General features: G+C 58.8%; 20 protein-coding genes and 5 pseudogenes. 9 read left to right on the top strand and 16 right to left on the bottom strand.

Going from position 1 to position 23765, the window contains the following annotated elements; all coding sequences use genetic code 11:
- Positions 1-28 precede the first annotated feature (28 nt).
- The 4 genes from C6558_RS27540 to C6558_RS27525 all read right to left on the bottom strand — a co-directional run bounded on the left by C6558_RS27540 (position 29) and on the right by C6558_RS27525 (position 6123).
- Positions 29-1543 (bottom strand): aldehyde dehydrogenase, encoded by a 1515-nt coding sequence (locus C6558_RS27540; RefSeq protein WP_057213543.1) that lies wholly within the window; start codon positions 1541-1543, stop codon positions 29-31.
- 1 nt (position 1544) lies between these two features.
- Complete coding sequence (locus C6558_RS27535) at positions 1545-2531, bottom strand: flavin reductase (RefSeq protein WP_057213540.1); 987 nt, start codon at positions 2529-2531, stop codon at positions 1545-1547.
- A gap of 178 nt (positions 2532-2709) precedes the next feature.
- Positions 2710-4515, bottom strand: a complete 1806-nt coding sequence (locus tag C6558_RS27530) for a helix-turn-helix domain-containing protein (protein ID WP_057213537.1) — start codon at positions 4513-4515, stop codon at positions 2710-2712.
- A 264-nt stretch (positions 4516-4779) separates the two neighbouring features.
- Positions 4780-6123, bottom strand: a complete 1344-nt coding sequence (locus tag C6558_RS27525; protein ID WP_199197060.1) for an amidohydrolase — start codon at positions 6121-6123, stop codon at positions 4780-4782.
- 362 nt (positions 6124-6485) lie between these two features.
- On the opposite strand from C6558_RS27525, the gene C6558_RS27520 reads away from it, so the two are divergent.
- From C6558_RS27520 to C6558_RS27500, 4 genes and pseudogenes are all read left to right on the top strand, one after another.
- Entirely contained in the window at positions 6486-7088 is a 603-nt protein-coding gene (locus C6558_RS27520) for an amino acid synthesis family protein (protein ID WP_057213534.1), read from the top strand.
- 38 nt (positions 7089-7126) lie between these two features.
- The gene (locus C6558_RS27515) at positions 7127-7606 is read left to right on the top strand and encodes an Lrp/AsnC family transcriptional regulator (RefSeq protein WP_107027999.1); all 480 of its coding nucleotides are present in this window, start codon (positions 7127-7129) and stop codon (positions 7604-7606) included.
- A 204-nt stretch (positions 7607-7810) separates the two neighbouring features.
- On the top strand, positions 7811-8251 hold the full coding sequence (locus tag C6558_RS27510; RefSeq protein WP_057213530.1) for a hypothetical protein: 441 nt from the start codon (positions 7811-7813) through the stop codon (positions 8249-8251).
- A gap of 789 nt (positions 8252-9040) precedes the next feature.
- Positions 9041-9463 (top strand): annotated as a pseudogene (locus tag C6558_RS27500) (transposase); the annotation flags it as partial.
- A 307-nt stretch (positions 9464-9770) separates the two neighbouring features.
- On the opposite strand, the gene C6558_RS27495 reads toward C6558_RS27500, so the two are convergent.
- The 5 genes and pseudogenes from C6558_RS27495 to C6558_RS27475 all read right to left on the bottom strand — a co-directional run bounded on the left by C6558_RS27495 (position 9771) and on the right by C6558_RS27475 (position 15131).
- Positions 9771-10163, bottom strand: a complete 393-nt coding sequence (locus tag C6558_RS27495; RefSeq protein ID WP_057213707.1) for a type II toxin-antitoxin system VapC family toxin — start codon at positions 10161-10163, stop codon at positions 9771-9773.
- Positions 10163-10405 carry a type II toxin-antitoxin system Phd/YefM family antitoxin gene (locus tag C6558_RS27490; RefSeq protein WP_057213527.1) on the bottom strand — a complete coding sequence of 81 codons (243 nt, stop codon included), beginning with the start codon at positions 10403-10405 and terminating at the stop codon, positions 10163-10165. Before C6558_RS27490 ends, C6558_RS27495 begins: the two co-directional genes overlap by 1 nt.
- A gap of 123 nt (positions 10406-10528) precedes the next feature.
- Positions 10529-10783 (bottom strand): annotated as a pseudogene (locus C6558_RS27485) (transposase); the annotation flags it as partial.
- Positions 10784-10905: 122 nt separating this feature from the next.
- Positions 10906-14016 carry an efflux RND transporter permease subunit gene (locus C6558_RS27480; RefSeq protein WP_057213523.1) on the bottom strand — a complete coding sequence of 1037 codons (3111 nt, stop codon included), beginning with the start codon at positions 14014-14016 and terminating at the stop codon, positions 10906-10908.
- Complete coding sequence (locus C6558_RS27475; protein WP_107027998.1) at positions 14016-15131, bottom strand: efflux RND transporter periplasmic adaptor subunit; 1116 nt, start codon at positions 15129-15131, stop codon at positions 14016-14018. The genes C6558_RS27480 and C6558_RS27475 overlap by 1 nt, the downstream gene beginning before the upstream one ends.
- A 99-nt stretch (positions 15132-15230) precedes the next feature.
- Between C6558_RS27475 and C6558_RS27470 the strand changes: the two genes are divergently transcribed.
- On the top strand, positions 15231-15818 hold the full coding sequence (locus tag C6558_RS27470; protein WP_057213517.1) for a TetR/AcrR family transcriptional regulator: 588 nt from the start codon (positions 15231-15233) through the stop codon (positions 15816-15818).
- A 94-nt stretch (positions 15819-15912) separates the two neighbouring features.
- Positions 15913-16266, top strand: a pseudogene (locus tag C6558_RS27465) (beta-ketoacyl-[acyl-carrier-protein] synthase II); the annotation flags it as partial.
- A gap of 605 nt (positions 16267-16871) precedes the next feature.
- Here C6558_RS27465 and C6558_RS27460 read toward each other — a convergent pair.
- Together C6558_RS27460 and C6558_RS27455 are read right to left on the bottom strand one after the other, a co-directional pair.
- Complete coding sequence (locus tag C6558_RS27460) at positions 16872-17279, bottom strand: type II toxin-antitoxin system VapC family toxin (protein WP_057213511.1); 408 nt, start codon at positions 17277-17279, stop codon at positions 16872-16874.
- Positions 17279-17533, bottom strand: coding sequence for a type II toxin-antitoxin system Phd/YefM family antitoxin (locus C6558_RS27455; protein ID WP_057213508.1), 255 nt, complete (start codon positions 17531-17533; stop codon positions 17279-17281). The genes C6558_RS27460 and C6558_RS27455 overlap by 1 nt, the downstream gene beginning before the upstream one ends.
- Positions 17534-17970: 437 nt before the next feature.
- On the opposite strand from C6558_RS27455, the gene C6558_RS27450 reads away from it, so the two are divergent.
- Positions 17971-18366: a PRC-barrel domain-containing protein gene (locus C6558_RS27450; RefSeq protein WP_057213506.1), complete on the top strand. Its 396-nt coding sequence runs from the start codon at positions 17971-17973 to the stop codon at positions 18364-18366.
- Between the two features lie 203 nt (positions 18367-18569).
- Here the strand turns inward: C6558_RS27450 and C6558_RS27445 are convergent, their stop codons facing one another.
- Positions 18570-18890, bottom strand: a complete 321-nt coding sequence (locus C6558_RS27445; RefSeq protein ID WP_057213503.1) for a hypothetical protein — start codon at positions 18888-18890, stop codon at positions 18570-18572.
- Between the two features lie 705 nt (positions 18891-19595).
- Positions 19596-19766, bottom strand: a complete 171-nt coding sequence (locus C6558_RS40050; RefSeq protein ID WP_156407934.1) for a hypothetical protein — start codon at positions 19764-19766, stop codon at positions 19596-19598.
- A 323-nt stretch (positions 19767-20089) separates the two neighbouring features.
- On the opposite strand from C6558_RS40050, the gene C6558_RS27435 reads away from it, so the two are divergent.
- Positions 20090-20377 carry a hypothetical protein gene (locus C6558_RS27435; RefSeq protein WP_057213496.1) on the top strand — a complete coding sequence of 96 codons (288 nt, stop codon included), beginning with the start codon at positions 20090-20092 and terminating at the stop codon, positions 20375-20377.
- A 378-nt stretch (positions 20378-20755) separates the two neighbouring features.
- Here the strand turns inward: C6558_RS27435 and C6558_RS27425 are convergent.
- The 3 genes and pseudogenes from C6558_RS27425 to C6558_RS27415 form a co-directional block, all read right to left on the bottom strand.
- Positions 20756-21009 (bottom strand): annotated as a pseudogene (locus C6558_RS27425) (IS5/IS1182 family transposase); the annotation flags it as partial.
- 135 nt (positions 21010-21144) lie between these two features.
- Positions 21145-22779 (bottom strand): chaperonin GroEL, encoded by a 1635-nt coding sequence (gene groL, locus C6558_RS27420; RefSeq protein ID WP_057213490.1) that lies wholly within the window; start codon positions 22777-22779, stop codon positions 21145-21147.
- 48 nt (positions 22780-22827) lie between these two features.
- Positions 22828-23141 (bottom strand): annotated as a pseudogene (locus C6558_RS27415) (co-chaperone GroES).
- A 325-nt stretch (positions 23142-23466) separates the two neighbouring features.
- Here C6558_RS27415 and C6558_RS27410 point away from each other — a divergent pair.
- Positions 23467-23694 carry a BrnA antitoxin family protein gene (locus C6558_RS27410; RefSeq protein WP_057213486.1) on the top strand — a complete coding sequence of 76 codons (228 nt, stop codon included), beginning with the start codon at positions 23467-23469 and terminating at the stop codon, positions 23692-23694.
- Positions 23695-23765: the final 71 nt, after the last annotated feature.

The raw sequence follows: 23765 nt of genomic DNA, 5'->3' as shown, positions 1-23765 counted from the left end.
TGCCTTTCCTGTGCCGGTGCGTTTGTCGTTACTTCAAGCGAATGACGAAGGGGTCCTGCATCGCGCCGGAGTAATCGACGATGACGTTCTTCAGCCGCGAGAACTCGTGCATGACCTCGAAGCCGCCACGCCGGCCGTAGCCGCTTTCCTTGAAGCCGCCATTGGCGGACATGAAGGAGGCGGATCGATAAGTGTTGATCCACACCGTGCCGGCGTCGATCCGATTGGCGAAGCGCAGCGCCCGATCGATGTCCTTGGTCCAGATGCCAGAGGCGAGGCCATAGCGCGTGTCGTTGGCGAGTTGGATCATCTCCTCCTCGTCGCGGAACGGCATGACCCCGACCACAGGGCCGAAGAGTTCGTCGCGCATGAAGGTCATGTCGTTCTGCGCGTCGATCATGACGGTCGGCTCGAAGTACCAGCCTCCTTCAGCAAGTCCTTCTCGCTGGGGTCGGCGGCCGCCTGTGGCGATCTTCGCGCCTTCCCTGACGCCGGATGCGACGTAGCCCTCCACTTTCGTAAGTTGGTCGGCGAGCGCGAGCGGGCCGATATCCGTGTCGTCGGCCGTCGGCAGGCCGACGCAAATCTGCTCGGTCCTGGCGACGAGCGCGTCGATGAACCTGGCGTAGGCACCCGCCTCGACAAAGCAGCGTGAGCCTGCCACGCAGGTCTGGCCGGCAGCCGCGAAGACGCCGGAGACGACCCCATTTACGGCATGTTCGATATCGACATCCCCGAAGACCACATGGGGCGACTTACCACCAAGCTCCATTGAGCAGGGAATGAGGTTCTCAGCTGCATTGCCTGCGATCCGTCGACCGGTGACCGTACTGCCCGTAAAGACATATTTCGCGACACCGGGGTGGCGCGTCAGCGCCTCCCCGGCGCTTTTTCCCGTACCCGTTACCACATTGACGACGCCAGCTGGAAAACCCGCCTCGTGGATCAGCTCGGCAAGCGCCAGCGTGGAAGCAGTTGCATGTTCCGAAGGCTTGATGACGACCGTGTTGCCGATCGCCAGGCATGGCGCCAGCGTGCCGGTCAGCAACATCAGCGGCGAATTCCACGGCGTGATCATTCCGATGACGCCCAAGGGTTCGCGAAGATTAAAGTTCAAGGTGTCGAGCCGGTTGATCGGGATCGTCTCGCCCTGCAGCTTGTCGGCCATGCCGGCGAAGTAGTGGTAGCTGTCGGGCATGGCGCGCATCTGCGCCGTGGTTTCCTTGAGCAGCTTGCCGTTGTCGCGGGTCTCGATTGCTGCAAGCGCATCGGCATTCTGACGCACGAGCTCGGCGAGACGGCGCATCAACCCGCCGCGGTCGGTCTGTGTCATGCGCCGCCACGCCGGGTTGCGAAAGGCGGTGCTGGCCGCGGCAACGGCGGCGTCGACATCGTCCGCATCGCCATCGGCAAATTCGTACCAGGGCTTGCCCGTCGTCGGGTCATAGCTTTGGATATACGTGCCGTTTCTGGGCTTCACGAACTGCCCATCGATGAACACGAGCTGGCGCGATCCTTCGATGGAGGTAACTGTCGTCTTCATATCACTGTCCTTGGTCTTGGGAGGCTTGAAGCCAGGCACGGGCTTCGCCGTCGATCATCGCGACGCGACCGCCGTCATCAGAATCCATGTAGATGCCGAAGCGCCCCGCCTGCCGCTCGCGCACATAGCGCCGCAGCATGGAACGCAGTTCATGGGTGGCGATCGCGTCATAGGGCAAATCGTCGATCGAGAAAAAGCGAAGATCACCAGGTAGGCTGCTCCCCTCGCCGGCAAGGCGGGCGCGGTAAACAAGATAACCCGGATCGCTGTCGGCAACGTCGAATACGGAATAGAGAAACGTTTCTTCCGGTACGAGGCGAAGCGCATCGCCGCCGTCGACGACGAGCTGGCTATCCGCCTTTCGACGCCGTGCCGATGGCAGCACCCAGTTGCCCTTGCCGTCCGAGCGCAGCAGCAGACCATCGCCAGCTTCGATGAGATAGCCGATGATCATGCCATGAGAAGCAAGCCAGCCATTCGGCAGCGGATCCTTCACGCTGGCGTAGCGCCCCCTGCAGAAGCCAAGCGGCGCAGTCGGGCTTGTGCCGAAGGCGCGAACCTCACCGATCAAGATCGCATGGTCGCCGGCGTCAACCGTGTTTGAGGTGGTGCAGTCGAACCAGGTCAAACTGTCTGTCAGCACCGGCGCACCCGTGTGGATGTGGTCATGCGTCACCGATTGGAACTTGTCCTGCGACTTCGAGGCGAAGATCCCGGAAACATCGACCTGTCCCTCATGCAGAACGTTGACGGCAAAGCATCCGGCTCTGGTGAAGGCGTGGTAGCTCGATGCCGACTTCGCCACGCACACGAGCAGCAAAGGCGGGTCCAACGAAACGGAGGTAAAGGAGTTTGCGGTCATGCCGCGCGGCGTGCCGTCCTCGTCACGCGTCGTGATCACGGTAACACCGGTCACGAACGTGCCGAAGGCGCGACGCAGCGCTATGGGATCGATAGGCGCGTCGGTCGATGCGGCTGTCTCGGTCATTCCTCAATGCCTCCTCTCCATCAGGTTGAGTAGAGGCTATCCCCGAGTTACCGACCATTCTTCCACGCCTTCGTAGGAGCAAAGGGAAAACGTCTCCGCCGATCCATAGGAGCATGAAGCAGGCCGAGAACGAGCGCTGCGATCGCCGCGCAACAGGTGGTCAGACCAGGAGGAAAAATCAGCCGCGGGCGGCGGAGCGATTGTCGATGACGCCGTTGAGGCGGATCGCGAGCTCGACGGCGAAACGCTTCTCCGGCGTTTCGACATCTATGCCGAAAAGCTCCTGAATGCGCGACAGCCGGTAACGCAGTGTTGTCACATGCAGGCCCATCGCATCGGCGCAGGCCTGACTGCGACAGCCCTCCTGCAAATAGATCGACAAGGTTTCCAGGTAGGGCGTTCCGTTCTGGCGGTCGTGGTCGGCAATGGCGCCTATGCTTTCTTCCACGAAGCCTCGGACATCGCCGGCCTCGCAAGCAGCGACCAGCATCGGAAGCGGACCGAAGTCCTGGGCTGCGAGCGATCCGGTCAAGCCGAAAGAGCGGCCGATCCGGATCATGCGGGCGCAGCGCTCCCAAGCGGCCGGATAGTCGGCGAGCGCCGCGCAGCGATTGCCGGCCACCACGATCGGCTCCTCATCAAAATATCGGCCCAACTCCTCCGCAATGCGGCGTGTGAGCTTTACCAGGCGCTCCTGTCGCTTGCTGGCGTCGTAAGGGACCAGGCAGACGGCACCACCAGCGATGGCGACCAGACCCGCCGGCAATGACGCCTGCTGCATGATGCGCGAAAGCGTGTGCTCGACATCGACGGACGCGCCGCCGAAAGCCTTGGTCTTGTCGGGAAAATCGATGACGATCATCTGCTGAGGCACGGAGAAACTAAGCCCAAGGCGCTGAGCACGCTGGGAGATATCATTCGCGTCGCGCCAGCGGCCCTCCACCACCTCGAAGAAAAGCTCAGTCTGGGTTCGCGTCTCAAAGCGGAAGCGAATGAAGCTGCGCATCATCTGTACACTCAGCGCAAATTTGGCGCTATCCAGCATCATCAGATCCAGGTCGCTGAATTCCTGCGGCGAAGGGAAAATGATCAGTGCGCCGACCAATTGCATGTCGACCATGAGCGCTTCGACGCGCGCGGAAATCTTGAAACGGTGATTACCGAGATCGAGAAACAGACTTGTCTCTTCGCTCGCGCCCCTTTCGGCCGCATCACGCGCCGCCTTCATCAGCGCACGGGCGAGCAAAGTCGAGGCCGCATCCTGCCAGCCATTGTCATCGATCAGCGTCGGCTTCGGCGACCTGCCGGCCATGACGTGGTTTGCGGTGAAATCGACGACAACCGTTGGATTGGGTATCATTGCGCCAACCATCGCTGAAAGCGATGACACCGATCCGTCGCTCAACACATGCTCCAGAAGCGAGGTGTGCGCCTTGAGCGTCCGCTCCAGACGCTGCGCAGACACTTTCTGTGCCTCCAGCTGATGTTCGCGCTCGACCGCAATGGCACCAAGGTGGATGATCGACCCGAGAAAGGCGAGATCATCCTCTGAGACCTCCGTCACCTGCCGCGCAATGACACTGAGCACCATAGGGCGGCCCTCCGCGTCCCTGCAATTCATCGGCATCACGAGAACGGTGCGATAGTCGCGCTCGAAGGCTTCTTTTCGATAGCCTGGAAAGTCGACCGTTTCCCGCGCGTCACGAATATAGACTGGCTCGTTGCGCTGGAGCGCGATCAGTGACGGGCTTGTCGCCAGTTCCCATTTGTCCGGCAGTTGCCGATCAATCAGCGTGGGATCGTGGCGCACGATCACATGGGCGTAGCCGTGTGCCGCATCGATGCCCATTATCGATCCCAAGGCCCAGTTGGCATGACGGCAGGCGGCGGCGATGAGCTGCTGCAGTACGGTCCGCAAGTCGCCGCCGCTGTTGATTTGGCTGGCGACGTCGCGGAGCGACAATATCCGGGACTTCTGATCCAAATCGGCTCGCCTCTTGACTTCCGTCAACTACCATGCGCGCACAGACCGTATAAATCCACTATCTTTCATAGGAAAATTTGGACGGTTGATCCGACGAAACATAGGAACCAAAAGCTTCCGCAGGTGCAGCTTGCGAAAGACAATCAAATCTCCGGCTTACTTATCCGAGCCCGCATCCAGCACGTGTCATGCGAGTGTATTCAGACCTCGTGACCACCGGGCTCCCGATGACCACGAAAGCTGGAGTTTCTGCCGAACTATGTCTTAGTCCACGGCCGCCTTCTGGAGCACAGAGATCGCAAGGATCTTTGCACCCGTCTTGATGGACGTCTCCGGAGCCGGCGCAAAGAAGGGCGAATGGTTGGAAGCAACAGGTCTGTTTTCATGCAGGGCTTCTTCGATCTGTTCGGGAGAACTCCCGCCGATCCAATAAAAGATCGAGGGCACGCCCGCCTCGATAAACTCGGGATAGGTTTCCACTCCAAGCGTTGGCTGCACGGCGGCTGGTACATACACGATATCTGCGAAAGACCTATCCAATGCCGGCTTGATGTCACCGATCAGCTGCGACGAATTTGTGCCGGCCACAGCGCCGCCGCCGATGCGCAGCAATTCCGGCTCCGGGGCCTTAGCCGATTGTGCCGTCGTGCCGGCCACCCTGTGCATTGCTTCAAGCAGCAGCTTACGGGTCTCGGGCGTGGTCGAACGCATCGTCAGCTTGAGTTTGGCCTGATCAGGGATGATGTTGCCGGCTGTCCCCGCCTGAAAGCTGCCGATTGTGATCACACCGGGCTCGCGCGGGTCTTTCTCGCGGCTGACGACGGCCTGGATATCGGTGACGAAGCGGGCGCCCAATACGATCGGGTCGATCGAAAGGTGTGGTGCGCTACCGTGCGCCCCTCGGCCTTTGAAGGTCAGGTCAAACGTATCGGAGTTTCCGCTGAAGGCCCCGTCCTTCACGGTAATCTTGCCGGCAGGCTCGCCGTTCACATGCACCGCGAAACCGAAATCCGGCTTTGGGAACCTCTCGAACAGTCCCGCCTTGAGCATCGCCGTCGCGCCGCCGCCGATTTCTTCGGCTGGCTCGCCGACCAAAAGGAGCGTCCCGCGCCAATGATCCTTCATGTCGACCAACAATTGCGCAGCCCCGAGCCATGACGCCATGTGGATATCGTGGCCGCAGCTGTGGGCGACAAAGACCTTTGCGGAGGCGTCGGTGTTCCCGGGCCATTGGGTTGCCGGCACCTGTACCCGGCTAGCATAGTCAAGTCCGGTCTTTTCCTCCATCGGAAGGGCATCGAGTTCGGTGCGAAGCATAATCGTCGGTCCGTCACCATTCCTGAAGACACCGACGAGACCGGATTCGACACCGAAGCCTGCAGTTACCTCGAAGCCGAGCTTGTCAAGTTCAGCTGCCAGCAGCTTTGCGGTCCGAGTTTCGTGAAATCCGAGTTCGGGATTGGAATGGATATCCCGGTAAACCCTTTCAAGTTCGGGATATTTTTGTTCGATGAGTGCGTCTAGTTTTACGGTGTCCGCAAGAGCCGGGTTTGCAGAAACCTGCAGCGCGAGAAGCAGAGCGCTCGAATTGGCCAGTATCGTCTTCATTTGGGTCCCCTTCAGTCTCATTACGACAAGACGTTTCTTGACGGGACCATGATGAGGAGCACCGGCAGCGGGGGCATTCTCCTATACAGAGGAAAAGCAGCGGCAATTTTTCTCGCCACTGATCTAAAGTCTGCAATCTGGAGAGGCATTTCAGAGATCGATTACTTAAGGGCCGCAGCGATCCAGTCATCTGGAGAGATGGAACCTGCCGGGCCCCATCAGCCTTGGACGCTGCCGGCCAGCACATTGGTCTGCTTTCTTTCGCAGGATCGTTCGACGCTTCTCTTCATCCGAACATAGGAAGAATTCACCGGGCATCGCGGTAGGTTGTCGCAAGTTTCCACTATCAGCGGCTTCAGAACATGACCCTCGGCATCAGAAAAATTTGCACTTTCCTGGAAGAGACCTTCGTAGAAGGCGGCAAGGCGGCCTCCCGTCCCGTCAATATCGTTGTCGTGGCAGCGGTAATCCGTAACCCTTGGGCCGGGCGAGGCTTTGTCGACGATCTCCGGCCGGAGATCATCCGCATCGCCGGCGAACTGAGCCATGAAATGACCGACCGGCTATTGCGCCAGCTGGCTCCGGAAAGGATCGAGGCTTGCGGCAAGGCAGCCGCGGTCGGGATCAACGGAGAGATCGAACATGCCTCGGCGATGATCCATACTTTGCGGTTCGGCAATCCCTTCCGCGAAGCGATCGGCGGCACCAACTATCTGGAATTTGCCAATACCCGCAATGCGCCAGGTGCTCTTCTGTGCCTGCCGATGATGCACAAGAGTGAGAACGGCAAGCGATCGCATTTCCTCACAGCCAATTTCCAGATCGCCGATGCGCCAGGCCCGGATGAGATCATCGTTGCCATCGGCGCTTCCGATAGCGGTCGTGCCCATGCACGCATCGCCGACCGCTTCCAGGACATCGCCGAAATGGAAGCCGAAAAAATGGCCTCGCTCAGCAGGGCCTGACCAAGGCAAGCACGCGGAGACCGGCGCAGGAGTTTGCCATGAGACTTGACGCGATTGACCTGCGCATCCTTGACGCCATCCAGCGGGATGGCCGCATCACCAAACTCGCGCTCGCCGAAAAGGCGGGCCTCTCTCCAACGCCGTGCTGGATGCGACTGCGCAAGCTGGAGAAGGCCGGCATCATCAGCGGCTATCATGCACGCCTGTCGCTGCGACGCGTCGCCCCGGTCGCCAGCCTGGTGGTCGAGATCACCCTGGCCAACCACCGCCAGGCCGACTTCGACCGGTTCGAAAGGGTCGTCCGCGACATTCGCGAGATCGTCTGCTGCTGGTCGGTCGGCGGCGGCGACTATATCCTGAAGGTGGTTGCAGCCGATATCGATGCCTACCAGCGCCTGATCGACGCGCTTCTCGACCGCGAACTCGGCATCGCCCGCTACTTTACCTACATCGTTACCAAGACCGTGAAGGAAGATCCAGTCGTGCCCGTTTCTGTGCTCGTGGCCGATGGAGCCTAAGCAGCCGAGCGTTGGCTGCCACCGACCCTGCCACCGAGACTATGTGTGCCATCCACCTCGTTTCGTGGCGGCCTTCTTCCAGACGGATTCAGGCCGCGTGCCTGGAACTAATGACGGGCGAGACGGTTTGAGCTGTGACTCTTTGGCATGACGCTGACGTGCCCTCCTGGCTGGGTAAGCCTCGATTTTGAGGAGATTTGCATCATGAAGATTTCGTCCAGATTTCGTTCAGTCGCGGCTGCGGTTATCGCTGTAGCAGGAATCAGCTTTGCCGGCTCCGCGCATGCCGACAGCGGTACGATCAGCTTCTCAGTCTACAAGGCTGCCTTCTTTGTGGGTGGCTCTGGGGGCGAGGGCACGCTGACCTTCCATGGTCGCCGCTATCCCATCTCTGTCGGGGGCCTCTCGGGCGGCCTCGCCTTCGGGGCTTCGAAGACCTATTTCCAGGGTACGGTTAGCCACATTCGCCGCGCCCGGGATGTGACGGGGGTCTACGGTGCGGTGGGCGGTGGCGGCGCGCTCGGCAAAGGGGCCCAAGTAATCGTCATGACCAATGACAAGGGCGCCCGACTCGAACTCTCAGGCAAGCAGGTAGGCCTGCAAGTCAACGCCGATCTCAGCGGCATTGCCATCACGGTGAAGTAAGGGCCGTCGCTCCGATCGTCGTCCCTGCAGTCGGTCCACTACGCTGAATACAAAGGCCAGCGCTGCCATCTAAGAAGCGGCCGTTCCACTTCGGCCCCGAACGCAACGTTAGAGGATTCGATTTGGTACTCCCGGCGCTCCTTGTTCGTTCCGATGGCTAGTCGAACCGCAAAGTTCCACCGACTGAGACGATCGGAAGCTGGCAATATGCACCAGTCGGCATGTTCGATGTCGAGAGGATTGATGCCGTGTTCTTTGACCTTATAATCCAGGGCCACCGATAGTGTCGGGTGCCTCGGCAGCGCGTGTCGTCAACCAGAGGAGCGTGGAAGCCGGTATCCCGCGCATCAGCCGCAACGATCAGCGACGATCGCCTTGAAGGATCCGAACGGTCGACCCCAGAGCGCTAAGCGCCTGATTTTGATGGGCTGCACACCTACCCATAGGCGCACTACAGTTCTGGATGGAAGTAGGCATTGCTGCGCAATGTTTTGCCGCAATTTTTCCGCTGGATCGGCAGATTGGAAATAGAACAAAGAGTAGACAGAAATTCATCTGTATAGAATAGGTAACCGGCAAGACAGCGAACCCATGCGTGCACGATTCGGGAGCTAGCCGTGACTTTCGTTACCCATCGCGACCCTATCGACACTCCCGTTCTCCGCAAGGAAAGAGGCGCATTCTTCACGCCTCCGGCGATTACCCGTTTCATTTCGAAATGGGAGGTACATTCTAATTCGAAGTGCGACATGCCAATGATTTCAATGGTTTCCCCTTGGAGATTTTGGGATGTCACGAAGCTATTCGCAGCTGAATCTGGCGGATCGTCGCCGCCTCTATCACTTTGTCGAACGCAAGGTGCCGATCAATGAAATGGCGCGCCAACTCGGTCGTCACCGTTCCACCATCTATCGCGAGATCAGGCGCAATACATTCCACGATCGCGAACTGCCCGAATACAGCGGCTACTTCCCAACGGTTGCCGACGACATCCGCAAAGAGCGGCGGCGGCGTTTGAGGAAGCTGATGCGGCACCCGCAATTGCGCGCACTGGTCATCGAGCAGCTGGAGGCGCTGCGGTCACCGGAACAGATCGCCGGTCGCCTGTTCGCCGATGGCGTGAGCGCCGTGCGTGTCTGCACCGAGACGATCTATCGCTTCATCTATGGCAAGGAAGATCAGGCGCTGGAGCTCTATCGGCATCTACCGGAAGGCTCCCTATAGAGCTTTGAAGTCGATACATTCTGCGATTTCTTGAGCAAAGTTTTGACAAGCGCCTCCAAGCCTCCTCGATCGCACGCAATTCAACCTTAAGCCTGCGGGAACATCATTACCAAACAAGTAGAACGTCTGGGTACTTGACGCCGGGGGCGCAAATCGTGCGTCCAGCTCGGTGCAATCGCAAAGATAAATGAACGTCCTTGAAGCGCCTACGCCTCGGCGCGACTGAGGGAAACACTAACACTGGGGAATTCGTCCACACCGGCGCGCTCCGAATGAGCGAGCAGGGGATTTCGCGCTATTTTTGCATACAGCGAATGGGAGCTGGATACTGCCCGACCAGTTCATCGACAGTCAACAAGGTGACACCCTCCACGATCGATTGAGCGACTAAAATCCGATCAAAGGGGTCCTTATGGATCGCTGGCAGTCCATCCACCGCTACTGCGTGTTCGCTGGTGATTGGGAGCTTTTGGTAGCCGTTATCGATGAGACCGCGGCGAAGTAGTCGTGGATCTACGGTAAAATCGGCCCGGCCAAGTCCGCGCTTGATGGCCACCTCCCAAAGACTCGCCGCGCTAAATAGCAAGACATTTTCGGTGTTCTCGATTTCAGCCAAAGCGGCGGGCGGCAGTTTCCCAGGCTCTCCCGCAGCCCAAAGCAGAAGACGCGTATCCAGCAGGAGTTTCATCATTCGCCGCCAAACAGTTTCTCGATATTTTCGTCACCCATACGATCGAAGTCTTCCGGTACGGAAAACTGCCCCGCCATGAATCCGACGCGACGAGTTTCGTCGGCGGCAGGAGTCTCGACCGCGACGACCTTCACCAAAGGCTTACCCGATTTGGCGATGATAAAGGACTCGCCTTTCGCTGCTTTCTCAATGAGCCGGGACAAATGAGTTTTCGCCTCGTGAATATTTACAGTGTGCATGGCCCTACCTCGAACTTAGTCTTATAAACTTAGGTTTCGGCCTGATAGCAAGCGAAGCCCCGCGAAGAATCGACTTTGACGCCAAGCGGCCCAGAGAAGAACTAGGCTGCAGTGACGAATTAATCATTTGAGCCAGAGCATGATGCTTGCGAGTTTTATGAAGCCGAGGAAATTGGCGGCGAGCTTGTCATAGCGTGTAGCGATGCGTCGCCATTGTTTGAGTTTGGCAAAGAAGCTATCGATGCCCCATCGCTATTTGTAAGCGATGCGATCATTGACATGTTGATGCTTGCGATGCCGGCGCGGCGGAACGACTGGTTCGCCGCCTTGATCAAGGATGAGGTCATGCAGGCTGTCTGCATCATAAGCGCGATCGGCTGTCTTCCGGTAACCGATGCGGCGAAAGTGTCCTTCCGTCACATCGAGTATACGCTCGCGCCACATCTCGACTTCGGTGCCCGTGCGCCCCTGTGGGATCGTGATACGTGGCATGGACGCCCCTATTCTGCCGCCAGCGCCATCGGCTGTGCCAGATGTTCGACCGTTTCCTCTTTCCCATCTGCTTTGGGTGGCTTGATACGGAACCACACGGCATACAGGGCCGGAAGGAAGAGCAGGATCATCACTGTGCCTGCCGCTGTGCCACCGATCAGAGTATAAGCCATCGACCCCCAGAACACCGAATGGGTCAAAGGTATGAAGGCCAGGATTGCCGCGAGAGCAGTCAGGATGACAGGGCGCGTGCGCTGCACAGTGGCTTCGATGACAGCATGGTAGCCATCGAGACCAGCCGCCTGGTTCTCCTTGATCTGCTCAGTGAGGATCAACGTGTTTCGCATCAGGATGCCTGCGAGCCCGATCAATCCGAGAATAGCGTTGAAGCCGAATGGCTGATTGAACAAGAACAAGGTCGGAACCACTCCGGCAAGACCAAGCGGTGCGGTCAGCATCACCATTGTCATTGTCGATAGACTGCGAACCTGCAGGATGATGACGATCAACATAGCTGTGATCATCAGTGGGAAAACCTGCACAAGGGCAACGTTGGCCTTCAGGGACTCCTCGATGTTGCCGCCCATTTCGATGCGGTATCCAACTGGAAGCGATGCGATCAGCGGCTGAAGGGCCTTCATGACCTGTTGCGAGACCTCCGGAGGCTGTGTCGCCTCGTTGATGTCCGACCTGATGGTGATGACCGGGGTCCGGTCGCGGCGTTTCAGGATCGGTTCCTCGAAGCGGATCTCGGAATGCCCGATCTGATCCAGGGGAACCTGGCGGCCATTCCGGCTCATCAGCGAAAAGTCGGCAAGCCTTGATGGATCGAGGCGATTCTCGCCAGCGCTGCGTGCGACGACAGGCACGTTGCGGATATTGTCGCGAACCTGTGTGACAGGAATACCGCTGAGCAGCAACTGCATCTGCTGAGCCGCCTCCGACGGTGAAAGACCGATCAGATTAAGCCTCTCCTGATCCGAAATAAAGCGTAACACCGGCGTACGGTTGCCCCAATCCCGGTTGGCCTGACGGACATCGGGCACAGTTTTCATAATTGCCAGAGCTTGCTCGGAAATCTTGTAGAGTTCATCCTGATCAGGCCCCATGATCCGGAACTCGACTGGGAACGGCGTATACGGTCCAAATACGAGCTGGGTCACGCGCACGGAGGCCTCGGGAACAAGACCCTCCGATATTGCGGCACGAAGGCGGTGCTTCAGTTCTTCGCGTGCATGGGCATCCGGCGTCAGCACGACGACCTTGGCGAAGGCGGGATCTGGCAATTCCGGAGCCATGGCAAAGAAGAACCGGGGTGCGCCCTGCCCGACATAGCTAGTGACGATCTTTGTCTCTGGCTGAGCCTGTAGCCAATCTTCGACTTTCTTCACCGCCGATGATGTGGCCTCGATGCCCGTGCCTTCGGGCATGCGCACTTCAACCAGCACCTCGGGGCGGTCCGATGTCGGGAAGAACTGCTGCTTCACACCGCCCATCCCGACGACCGAGACGGCCATGGCGATGCCAACCACGGCGCATACCATAAATTTATGCCGGACGGCGAACTCGATGACGGAACGCAGGCGACGGTAGTTCGGCGTATCGTAGATGGCGTGATGACCGCCCTCGACTGGCTTGATGTTTGGCAGCATCTTTACGCCAAGGTAGGGCGTAAACGTCACCGCGACGATCCAGGATACGATCAGCGCGAAACCGACGACCCAGAAGATATTGCCAGCGTACTCGCCAGCCGTTGATTTTGCGAAACCCACGGGCATCAGTCCGATGATCGTGACCAGCGTGCCCGACAGCATCGGCGCCGCGGTATGGCTCCAGGCATAGGCGGCCGCCTTGATGCGGTCCATGCCCTCTTCCATCTTCACGACCATGACTTCTATCGCGATGATGGCATCGTCAACCAGAAGCCCCAGTGCAAGGATCAAGGCGCCGAGCGTAATGCGATCGAAAAACCGCCCTGTTTCCAGCATGATGAGGAAGACAACCGCAAGTGTGAGCGGCACGGCAAGGGCCACGACGATACCGACACGCCAGCCCAGTGCAACCAGGCTTACGAACAGAACGACACCAAGCGCCATTGCGAACTTGAGCATGAACTCACCGACCGCCTCATCGATGTTCACGGCCTGATCGCTGACCTTCGTGAGAGTCATGCCCAGCGGCAGTGTCTGCGCGATCGCGGCGGACCGAGCCTCAAGCGCCTTGCCGAGATCCAGTCCGTTCCAGCCCGCTTGCATCACCGCGCCCAGCATGATCGCGGGTTCGCCCTCATGGCGGATGACATAGGTTGCGGGGTCCTGATAACCGCGTCGCACATCGGCCAGATCGGAGAGCTTAAGTGTTCGTCCAGCAGCAACAATGGGCGTGTCGGCAATCGCCTGCACGCTATTGTAGGCCCCGTCGAACCGGATAAAGACCTGTGGCCCTCTGGTGTCGATTGAGCCCGCGGGCGTGACTGTGTTCTGTCTCTGTAAAGCAGCAGCGATATCCTGCGCCGATATTCCAAGTGTTGCCAGCTTGGCATAGGAAAATTCGACGAAGATCTGTTCTGGGCGCTCTCCGAGAATGTTGATTTTCTTAACTCCGGGGACATGCAGGAGATCCTGGCGGATGACCTCGGCCTGCCGGACGAGGTCGCGCATCGGCATCCCCTTCGCCTTCAATGCGTAAAGGCCGAAGCTGACATCGGAATACTCGTCGTTGACAAACGGTCCAATAACGCCCGGGGGCAAATTTCGGGCTTCGTCACCGAGCTTCTTGCGAGCCTGATAGAACTCCTCTTCGACGGCAGATGCTGGCGTGTTGTCCTTGAGCGTAACTGTGAGGAATGCGTAGCCTGGCCGCGTTGTCGTCTCGACACGGTCGTACCATGTGAGTTCCTGGATACGCTTCTCTAGGGGCTCCGCCACAAGATCCTGCATTTCGCGCGCTGTGGCACCCGGCCAAACCAATGTGACTGTCAATGTCTTGATGGTGAAGGAGGGATCCTCGGCGCGTCCCAGCTTAACGAAGGCGTAGGCGCCCGCAGCTGCTAGCAGAACGATGAAGAACAAGGTAACGGCGCGTTCGCGAACGGCGATGGCGGAAAGGTTGAGGTTCATTACTTTGTCACCTCTTGCTTCGGGGCAACCCTGACGGTCGCGCCATTTTCAAGCAGATGCGCGCCGAGAGCGACAACCTGTTGGCCAACCCCCACTCCGATAACAAACGCCGTCTCTTCGCCGATCCGCTTCACTTCGATCGGCGTAAACTTCACGGATGAAGATGTGTTATCGACCACCCAGACACCTGTCCGACTACCGTCGTCCAGAATGGCGCCGACTGGCACGGCAACCTCCGATTGGCGGTCAGCATCCAGAATTCTGATTGTCACAGTCGAGCCAATCGGGGCTGAGGCCGCGTTGCCTTCGAGAATATAACGCGCCTCGTAAGTCCGAGTTTGGGGATCGGCAGAATCGGAAATCTGTCGCAGCCTTGCCTTGCCGCTTAGACCCCCGCCTCCATAGACACTGGCCTGCGCTTCGGAACCGATCTTCGGCCGCAGGGTCTCTGGTAGCCAGACAACAGCTTCACGCGGCCCCGCCTGGGCAAGTTGAATGACGGTCTGACCCGCTGCAACGACCTGCCCGGGATCTCCGAGAGTATCGACGACAATTCCATCCGAATCTGCTAGAAGAGCGCTATAGCTGGCCGCGTTTTCCGCGACCTCGGCTTCCGCTTCAGCTGCTGCAAGTTGTGCCATGGCCGTGTCGAGCGCCGCCTTAGCTTGTTCATAGCGTTGTGGAGTGGCTGCCAAGCCATTTTTCACCAGCACCGCATAGCGTTTCTCGTCTGCTTGCACCTGGGTCAGAACGGCCCGTGCTGCGGTAGCGGTATTGCGCTTCGCTGTCAGCGCAAGCTGGAGATCGGTCTCGTCAATGCGCATCAGAGCCTGACCTTGCCTGACCTGCTGTCCCACATCCACCATCCGCTCAACGATCTTGCCCGGAACTCGAAATCCGAGATTGCTCTGTACCCGGGAAGCGACCGCGCCGGTAAACGAGCGTTCCGCTGTTCCAGTCCTCGCCGCCTCAGCCACTCTTACCAGTGGTGAAGCTGTCCTTGGGTCGGCAGCCTCGGCCTCCCGTCTGGCGGGTTCGAAAACCATGAAAAAGGCACCGGCTGCCCCTGCCGCTGCCACGAGACCTACGATCGTCAGGACATGTTTGGGTTTCATTTTCAGTTTCTCTTCTTGACCGGTGATAAGGATAATTTAGATTGCGATCTAACTCTAATTGCGTTATAGATGTCAAATTAAATCTAAACGGAGGTCGATATGAGAGTGAGCCGGGCACAGGCCGAGGAGAACCGCGAGACGGTGATCAACGTCGCAAGTCGTCTTTTTCGAGAACATGGCTTCGATGGCATCGGGCTCAAGGATCTGATGAAGGGTGCTGGCCTTACCCAAGGTGGTTTCTACAAGCAGTTCGCGTCGAAGGACGACCTTGCTGCGCTGGCCTCGAGGCGCGCAATGGAAAGTGCTACCCGAAGATGGTCAGCGGCGGCGGCGAACAGTCCGGATCCGCTTGAAGCCGTCATGGAGTTCTATCTCTCCTCGGACCACAGAGGCGAAAAAGCAGAGGGTTGCCCTCTGGTGGCGTTGGGATCGGACGCGGCTCGCCAGAGCGAAGAGGTAAGGCGCCCATTTGAAGACGGGATCCGGGCTCACTTTGAAGTTCTGAATGAACTGATCGGCGACGAAAAGGCCTCTAATCCCAGCAGTAGGGCAATGGCCATACTGTCACTCATGGTGGGGGCGGTTACGCTGTCACGGATCATGGAAGACGAGAATTTGTCGCAAGGGATCCTCGACGCGGCGGCCAGCGAAGTCAGACGCATTGCGCGTGGTGACGATGTCGCCTGAAGGCTGAGCTGGTTCGATGACTCGGCGCGAATAAGGACCAGCTTTAATTACCGCCCGGTTCGGGAGAGAGCGTCTACGAGGCCGTACGTCTAGAATTTCTTCGCTTGAGATCGGTCATCTGAACGCGCACGCCACCTCGAACCGGTCGGATCTCGGTGAAATCAGGGCGATCAAGGGCGTTTTTGGTTCCAAAAAGGACCGTGGCTGTCAGCGGGACGAAATCGGCCACGGGACATCTGCTCGGCGCGGCCGGAGGACTGAAGGCCATATTCACGGTTCTGGCGCTCATCAACCAGATCGAACCACGGACCTTGAAATTGAATGCTCCGGATCCGGAAGCCGACGGTATCGATTTCGTCGCGAACGAAGCACACGAATACGCCATCGAAATGGCTTCGGCTTTGGCGGGGTCAATGCCAGTGCACGCTTCCGGCGCTGGGCAGAAGGGGCGCTGGCCGGAAACCGCCGCGCGCGCCGCGTCCTGTTTAGGCGCCTGGAGCTATCGCCACCCCGCCAGGGTGACGGAAACCATTCGCGTCCGGCTTGAGGGTCTGCCGAAGGCGGTGCGGGAGATCGCCTGGAAAGTGCATACACGGCTGTGCGACCGCTAACGGCGCCTGAAGGCTGCGGGCAAGAAAAACCCATGTCGTTGCGGCGATCGCGAGATGGCAGCGTCCCTGTGGGCTGCCCCCAGCACGGGGCGCCGCCTCATTGAGGGGCTTTGCCCGCGCCGGAGCCTCGGCGGACATCAGGGCAGCACAGAGACGGGATGGGCCGCGGTGGGGAATTCCCGGCGACTCTATGTGGCCGGATATCAGATTCCAACGCCCGACTTTTAGACAGGGATGGCCCAAAACGAATTACGGAAGTGCGGTAACCAACCCGCGGATAAGAGCTGGATCAGCCGTCGTCTGAAGGCCTCCCGTCCCCATCAACGGTAACAAAATCGGTGTCAAAGACATGGGGCGCATAAGTCCGCAGATCGAAAACAGGAAACCGGTACTTCCGTCGAATGGACTCAATAAATCCGGCATACAACGGGTGACCGACGCCTCACGCCGACTTCTCCCAAGGGTTGATCACGGAGGCGTCTGTGTCTTCGAAATCCTTGACGTTGCGTGTGACAAGGATGAGATCGTGGACGATCGCAGTCGCGGCGATCAACCCGTCAATATCGCCGCGAGGGCGGATTGCCGCGATGCGGCCCCATTCGGCCGCGATTTGGGCGGTTATCGGCAAAATGCGGTTGCCATGGTCGTGGCGCAGCTTGCGCAACCATTCGGTCAGGTGCGCGGCAGTCTTTGGATCCGACCTCTGTTTCAGGGCAATGCCGCACATGATTTCGCCGAGGGTGAGCGCACTCAGGTGGATGCTGAGCGGATCGACAGAGCGCAGCCAAGACACCGCCTGCGGCGTGCCGCGTCGCGCCTCTGAAACGATGTTGGTGTCAACCAGATACATCAGAAGGCCACATCGCGGCTTGGCGTCTTGACGCGTACAGTCACCACATCAGCGAGCTGATCGTCCCAAGAAGGACCGCCAAGCAGATCGTCGACCAGCGTTGGCCGGCCGGCGCGCAGAGCGTCGTAGTCGTGAGCGGACAGCACGACGGCCGTGCGCTCACCGCGCAGCGTGACAGTCTGCGGCCCTTCATGGCGCGCCTTCTGCACCACCTTCGAGAATTGGTTCTTGGCGTCCTGCAGTTGCCATTCCATAGTTTCGCTCCATTTTGGCTAGACTGTCTAGCTATATAGTCCTATTTGTCTGCCCTTGAAAGTGCCAATGTACCACGCGGTCGATCGACGACCTGCGCGCAACGCCACATGATCAGCGATCTCGATAACCGAGCTGCGCGGCAGATCTCGATACAGATCTCGAGCCGTCCGGGCGACGGCTCGCACCAATTCCGACGTTGTGAGTTGTTTGTATAGACGCAAACCAAGAGAAAACGCCCATGGACTGGGATCGGGCCGAAGGCAATTGGAGGTAACTCAAACAGGACTGCCTGGCATGAACGATTCTGAATCCCCGCAGCCCCCATATTGGCTCGAATAGCGGTGCACGAAACCGGCGTAATTAACTGAGGTCGTTGGAACTTTTGCTCACATCAGGGCGTTTCCGGGTTCATGAACATGCTCAAAGGAGTGGGACCATGCGACCTATTCTGACTGCTCTTGCTGCGACTGCGATGATCGTAGGAACGGCTGCCGCGCAGACGGCCGAAACCACGACCACCGAAACCTTCGTCACCGCCAAGCCGACCGATGTGCTGAGCTACAATCTCATCAATCTCAACGTCACCAACAATGCCAACGAGGCGATCGGGGAGATCAAGGATTTGATCCTGTCGGACGACCAGCTGACGGGGTACATCGTGTCGGTTGGCGGGTTTCTGGGGATGGGAGATCGCTATGTAATCGTGAGCCCGAAGGCCGTCAAAATCACATACGTCGAAAACGACAAGAAGTGGACGGCGGTGATGGACGCGACCAAGGATCAGCTCAAGACGGCCCCGGAGTTCAAATACGAAGGCCGCTGGGAACGCTAGTCCGAGTAGCGGACAAATATGAAAAGGTTTGAGGACGGAGCCTTCTCCCTCGCAAGCGAAGTCTCAATCCGGAAGGAGCGGTCCTCCAGGCTACGGGCCTGGTCGTCTGACTGCCCGTGAAGGGCGGTCAGGTATTAGAGGGTTAGAGGGTTAGAGGGTTAGCGGACGGCGCCATCGTACCTAGTTACAGTCGACCGTCGTCCCTACTTCGAGAACGTTCTACCCTGATCTTCGCCCGGGGCTTTCATTCTGCCGACCATGCCGGCCAACTCGGAAAAGCATGGAAGATCCGCCTCGGGCTGGCAGCGATTAGCGAGTTGCAGTAGCAGTATCGGGAAACTGATCGCATCACGATGCACCGGCGACAGTCCCTGCCAGGCTTCGCCACCTGTCTCGATCGCCTCAGCCTTTCGCAATGCGATCTCGATGTCTTCGGCCGATAACAGGCCGCGCCGAACCAACACGTGATTGATGGAAGCAATCGCCATCAGTAGCCCTTCGATCTGGAGGTTCGCGAGGTTCATGACTGCCTCCACCTAATAAATGCACTCCGCGTAAAAAGGCCGGAAACGAAACGCTGAAAGCACTTCTTCCCGGCCTCTCCTCCCTTCCAAGCGCCGCGGAAGGTTGATAAATAAACACTTCCGATGCTGTATTGTTCCCCTCCTTGTCTTTGCGGACGGCGGCTCGGCGATCGTGGTATCTCGGATTACCTCATTGCGATCTTGATCGCGATCATACTGCACCTTGATCGACACATTGGTTGCAGAGGTTCGCGCGGTGACGACAGTAAGGCGAGGTCGCAGGCGCCGGTGTCCTGCTGACCATCTGGGCCTGTTGTTTTACGCCACGTCCTAGAGTTTGCAGATGCCTATCGTCATCGGAGTGATCGGCGAGCAATGCTCGTAGCTCCCGCGGGAATGGCATTGGCGCCTGGGCTGGTTTAGCGGCTCAACCGTGCGGATTCGGTAAATCGAGATAGTCATTTCAGCGGTTGCGGACAAGCGTTTCGCTAAGTCGCGGTCCAACGTCGGTGTTTACGGCCTGCCCGGTCGCTGCATGTTGCATGGGAGGACGACCATCGGCGTCGCCCTGAGGCGGTCTGAATGCCCAGACAAGGATAACCGACACTGCCACCAGCAACAGTGAAAAGACCAAGCGGGAGGACATTGTGGCTCTCCTTCATTGAAGGCGACCAGCGACGGTCGGGGGCCCGCATGGTCAGATCATCAATTGCGGGCAAGAAACCGCAGAAGCGCCTTTTGCAACGTCTCGGCAGCCGTTCGGTTCAGGGCCACTTCGATCGGGCCCTCGTCGCATTCCAGGCAGAGCGTGCCGATCAGCGGCGCCTTATGGAGGGTGATGATGTCGCTTTCGTAGAGCTTGTTCGGCTCGGACATGGCGTCCCCAATTCCAAACAAAGAGCTTACCACATTCGCAGCGGATACGCGGCTTTTTCCTCGCACGATGGCACCTGGCCATCGCTCGGTGGGACAGGTGTCGCAGCCTCCAGAGAAACATCGGAACGAATAGGAGAGTTCACGTCGACCGACAGGCACAACCGCCTCAATTGGAACTCAATCGACCCGCTATGCTATAGACAAGTTGATTTGGCCGAATGTGGCTTTCGCCGTAGAACTTCGCACCGCCCCAATCCCCTGAATTCTCGACACACAAGCAGGACCCCGCCGCCGCGCATACGCCGGCGTCGGAAGGAGACATCATGTTCAATCGAACCAACCATCGATCCATCCACTTCAATCGGCCCTTCCAGTTGCCCGACACCGTGGAAACGTTCGCGGCCGGCGACTACGACGTGGACGAAGACGAGGTCCTCATCGAAGGCCTTTCCTGGCTTGCCTACCGACGCGTTGCGACCTTTATCAAAGTGCCGGCAACGATAGAAAATCAGTATCGCATGCGCTTGATCGCGATCGAACCCGACGAACTTGAACGCATCATCACATTGGATGGTGCCGGGAACATTCCTAACTCGCTGCCACACGCTTAAAGATACCGCTGGGCGTAACCGAGCGGTTCACTGCGATACGAAGAACAGGAGAACGACGATGCCCCACCGAGAGCATGCACGCACCATTATACGCTGGAAGAACGAGGGCCACGCGCCACACCAAATTCATGGCCGCTATCAATTCGGCCGACGTGTTGAAGTGGACGGATCCTGGACGATCTACCACGTCTTTAGCGGCAAGCCTGCGAAGGTCGATGCGTGGAGAATGACTGGCCTCAATCGTGAGAATGCAGACCAAGCCCTCGACGTTCTCAATACATACTGAGCGCGACGCGAAGCCCGCTGCACAGGTTTGGTGCAGAGACCCGCACCTGAACGGATGGGAATCTTTGAAGTGGCATACGATGCCGTGGCTGCCTTGCGGACGGTTTTCGGGCGTGCGCACGGCAAGCATTCGTTTTAGGACTGCGCAGCCGAGGGCGACTTCGGTCTGCTGAACGGGAAGCGACCGGCCCGTAAACGCCGCCTGATAATGGATTTGTATCGTCCGATGGCGGTCTCCGCAGCGAGCGTTTGCCGTAGCCGTTGAAGGCCTGCCATTTCATCCGGCCGTTTCTGCTGATTGCGGCAATATGCTGGTTCGTTGTGCCGGGTTCGTCACCCTCAACTTCATCTTCTCCAGATGATGGCGGCGGCAGGAGTTGTGTTCGAAAGGCATGGCTGCACTACAATTGCTGCATCGGAAACCTCTTGCCCAACCGACACCAATAAACGAACCGCGCACCGACGCCGTTCGGGCACTGTTCTCAGTATCCCATCCCGCCCATGCCGCCGTTACCGGCCGGCCGGGCAGATTCTTTTGAGGGAATGTCGGCGATCATCGCTTCGGCAGTGATCAGAAGTGCCGCGATTGAGCCAGCGTCCTGCAAAGCGGTTCGCACAACCTTCGCCGGGTCGATGATGCCCGCTTTGATCATATCGACATAGGTCTCCGTCTGCGCGTCAAAGCCTTGGTTGTGATTCCTGCTGTCGGTGAGTTTTCCCACGACGATCGAGCCTTCGAAACCGGCGTTCTCGGCAATCTGCCGGATCGGAGCTTCCAGCGCCCTGAGCACGATCGAGATGCCCGCCGTGACGTCCGCATTCGCTCCGGTCAGTCCGACCAGGACCGACCTCGCGCGCAACAGGGCAACACCACCGCCAGGAACAATGCCTTCCTCAGCCGCTGCGCGCGTGGCGTTCAGCGAATCGTCGATACGATCCTTCTTTTCCTTGACCTCGATTTCGGTCGCGCCGCCGACGCGGATGACCGCGACTCCGCCGGCGAGTTTCGCCAGGCGTTCCTGCAGTTTTTCCTTGTCATAGTCGGAGGTTGTCTCCTCGATCTGTGCCTTGATCTGCTGGATGCGCGCCTGGATGGTCGCCTTATCGCCGGAGCCGTCGATAATCGTGGTGGTGTCCTTCTCGATCAGCACGCGCTTGGCGTGGCCGAGCATGTCGAGCGTTACGTTGTCGAGCTTGATGCCGAGATCCTCAGAGATCATCTGGCCGGCCGTGAGGACGGCAATGTCTTCCAGTATGGCCCTGCGGCGGTCGCCGAAGCCCGGCGCCTTGACGGCCGCGATCTTCAGGCCACCGCGCAACTTGTTTACGACCAGCGTCGCCAGAACCTCGCCCTCGACATCCTCGCAGAGGATCAGAAACGGTTTGCCGCTCTGCACGACCGCCTCAAGTATCGGCAGCATCGCTTGCAAATTGCCAAGCTTCTTTTCGTGGATGAGGATGTAGGGGTCCTCCAGCTCCACGCGCATCTTCTCGGCATTGGTGACGAAATAGGGCGAGAGATAGCCGCGGTCGAATTGCATGCCCTCGACAACGTCGAGCTCGGTCTCGGCGGTCTTGGCTTCCTCGACGGTGATGACTCCCTCATTGCCGACCCTGTCCATTGCCTTGGCGATCATCTCGCCGACTGTCGCGTCGCCATTGGCGGCGATGGTACCGACTTGCGCAATTTCGCCTGTGGACTCGACCTTCTTGGCGCGCGCCCGGAGTTCCTTGACGACAGCAGCGACAGCAAGGTCGATGCCACGCTTGAGATCCATGGGGTTCATGCCGGCGGCGACGAGCTTGACGCCTTCGCGCAGGATGGAGGCAGCGAGCACAGTCGCCGTCGTGGTACCGTCGCCGGCAAGATCGTTGGTCTTAGAGGCCACCTCGCGCACCATCTGCGCGCCCATGTTCTCGAACTTGTCGGCCAGCTCGATTTCCCTTGCTACGGTGACGCCGTCCTTGGTGATGCGCGGCGCGCCGTAGGCCCTGTCGATGACAACGTTGCGGCCCTTGGGGCCTAGCGTCACCTTGACGGCGTTGTTGAGCAACTCGACACCGCGCAGCATGCGATCGCGCGCATCAGTGGAGAATTTGATTTCTTTGGCAGGCATTGTGTTCGTCCAGTTCGGTCTTGAGATTGCGGGTCGGAAAATCGACTGTCAGGCAGCTTTCTTGGCCGCGACGGTCTCTTCGACGAGGGGCATGATGTCGGGCTCGTCCATGATCAGGGGTCCTCGCCGTCGATCCTGAAATCGGTACCGGACCATTTGCCGAACAAGATCCTATCACCGACCTTGGCGTCGAGCGGAATCAGCTTGCCGCCTTCATTACGGGAGCCTCGACAGACGGCGATCACTTCGCCCTCCTGCGGCTTTTCCTCGGCAATGTCGCGAATGATGATCCCGCCCTTGGATTGGAGATAGCCTTGCGCGCGCCGGATGACGGCGCGGTCATGGAGTGGACGGATTTTCATAGAGATTCTTTCTGCGGCCTGCACATAGGGCGGCTGCAATCCTTAGATAGCACCTTTGGCACTCGATTGATAGGAGTGCCAAGAAATAGCCGTTAAGGCTTTGAGGGGTCAGTTCCGGCTGGGGCCGGTATGTGCCCTAAGCCTGCTCTAATGAGAGGCCTGCTTCGATCGCCTGAAAGCAACCGATCACTCAATCCCCGCATAAAGCCCTTGCCAGAGGGCGTCCATGTATGAAGCATACAAAGGCTGCTTTGAGAATCCTACCACTTCCTAACGCGTGCCAGCTCGGGCGAGAAATGGCATCAGAAAGGCATAAGGCTGGCAAATGGTTAGAGCTAATTCGACACACGCTACCGGCGACTTGGTACAGCAGGTTCTCGAACGTCCGCGAGCGCTCAAGAAGAAAGCTTTACCCTCCGACGGTTCTACGACGAAACTCACCCTCAACGTCGATACCGACGTGGTCGACTGGTTCAAGTCATCGGGCGCCCATTGGCGCTCAAGAATGCAGGAGGCTCTTCGAAACGCAACCGAACTCGACAAGGATGCTTGATCCGGCAGATCCGTCTCGCATCCCCCGGCAACAACCGGGGTAGCTGCGAAACCGCGAGATTGACGGTGGAA

Origin of the sequence: Ensifer sp. NM-2, from assembly GCF_003024455.1 — a bacterium.
Classification (GTDB): domain Bacteria; phylum Pseudomonadota; class Alphaproteobacteria; order Rhizobiales; family Rhizobiaceae; genus Ensifer; species Ensifer canadensis.
The sequence above is the reverse complement of the archived record's forward strand: the minus strand, read 5'-3'. Positions and strand labels throughout refer to the sequence as shown.

What these genes read in the sequence shown, in the direction of transcription:
- C6558_RS27540 (WP_057213543.1), bottom strand. Translation starts at nt 1,543, where the DNA reads ATGAAGACGACAGTTACCTCCATCGAAGGATCGCGCCAGCTCGTGTTC.
- C6558_RS27535 (WP_057213540.1), bottom strand. Translation starts at nt 2,531, where the DNA reads ATGACCGAGACAGCCGCATCGACCGACGCGCCTATCGATCCCATAGCG.
- C6558_RS27525 (WP_199197060.1), bottom strand. Translation starts at nt 6,123, where the DNA reads ATGAAGACGATACTGGCCAATTCGAGCGCTCTGCTTCTCGCGCTGCAG.
- C6558_RS27520 (WP_057213534.1), top strand. Translation starts at nt 6,486, where the DNA reads ATGACCCTCGGCATCAGAAAAATTTGCACTTTCCTGGAAGAGACCTTC.
- C6558_RS27515 (WP_107027999.1), top strand. Translation starts at nt 7,127, where the DNA reads ATGAGACTTGACGCGATTGACCTGCGCATCCTTGACGCCATCCAGCGG.
- C6558_RS27510 (WP_057213530.1), top strand. Translation starts at nt 7,811, where the DNA reads ATGAAGATTTCGTCCAGATTTCGTTCAGTCGCGGCTGCGGTTATCGCT.
- C6558_RS27495 (WP_057213707.1), bottom strand. Translation starts at nt 10,163, where the DNA reads ATGAAACTCCTGCTGGATACGCGTCTTCTGCTTTGGGCTGCGGGAGAG.
- C6558_RS27490 (WP_057213527.1), bottom strand. Translation starts at nt 10,405, where the DNA reads ATGCACACTGTAAATATTCACGAGGCGAAAACTCATTTGTCCCGGCTC.
- C6558_RS27480 (WP_057213523.1), bottom strand. Translation starts at nt 14,016, where the DNA reads ATGAACCTCAACCTTTCCGCCATCGCCGTTCGCGAACGCGCCGTTACC.
- C6558_RS27475 (WP_107027998.1), bottom strand. Translation starts at nt 15,131, where the DNA reads ATGAAACCCAAACATGTCCTGACGATCGTAGGTCTCGTGGCAGCGGCA.
- C6558_RS27470 (WP_057213517.1), top strand. Translation starts at nt 15,231, where the DNA reads ATGAGAGTGAGCCGGGCACAGGCCGAGGAGAACCGCGAGACGGTGATC.
- C6558_RS27460 (WP_057213511.1), bottom strand. Translation starts at nt 17,279, where the DNA reads ATGTATCTGGTTGACACCAACATCGTTTCAGAGGCGCGACGCGGCACG.
- C6558_RS27455 (WP_057213508.1), bottom strand. Translation starts at nt 17,533, where the DNA reads ATGGAATGGCAACTGCAGGACGCCAAGAACCAATTCTCGAAGGTGGTG.
- C6558_RS27450 (WP_057213506.1), top strand. Translation starts at nt 17,971, where the DNA reads ATGCGACCTATTCTGACTGCTCTTGCTGCGACTGCGATGATCGTAGGA.
- C6558_RS27445 (WP_057213503.1), bottom strand. Translation starts at nt 18,890, where the DNA reads ATGAACCTCGCGAACCTCCAGATCGAAGGGCTACTGATGGCGATTGCT.
- C6558_RS40050 (WP_156407934.1), bottom strand. Translation starts at nt 19,766, where the DNA reads ATGTCCGAGCCGAACAAGCTCTACGAAAGCGACATCATCACCCTCCAT.
- C6558_RS27435 (WP_057213496.1), top strand. Translation starts at nt 20,090, where the DNA reads ATGTTCAATCGAACCAACCATCGATCCATCCACTTCAATCGGCCCTTC.
- groL (WP_057213490.1), bottom strand. Translation starts at nt 22,779, where the DNA reads ATGCCTGCCAAAGAAATCAAATTCTCCACTGATGCGCGCGATCGCATG.
- C6558_RS27410 (WP_057213486.1), top strand. Translation starts at nt 23,467, where the DNA reads ATGGTTAGAGCTAATTCGACACACGCTACCGGCGACTTGGTACAGCAG.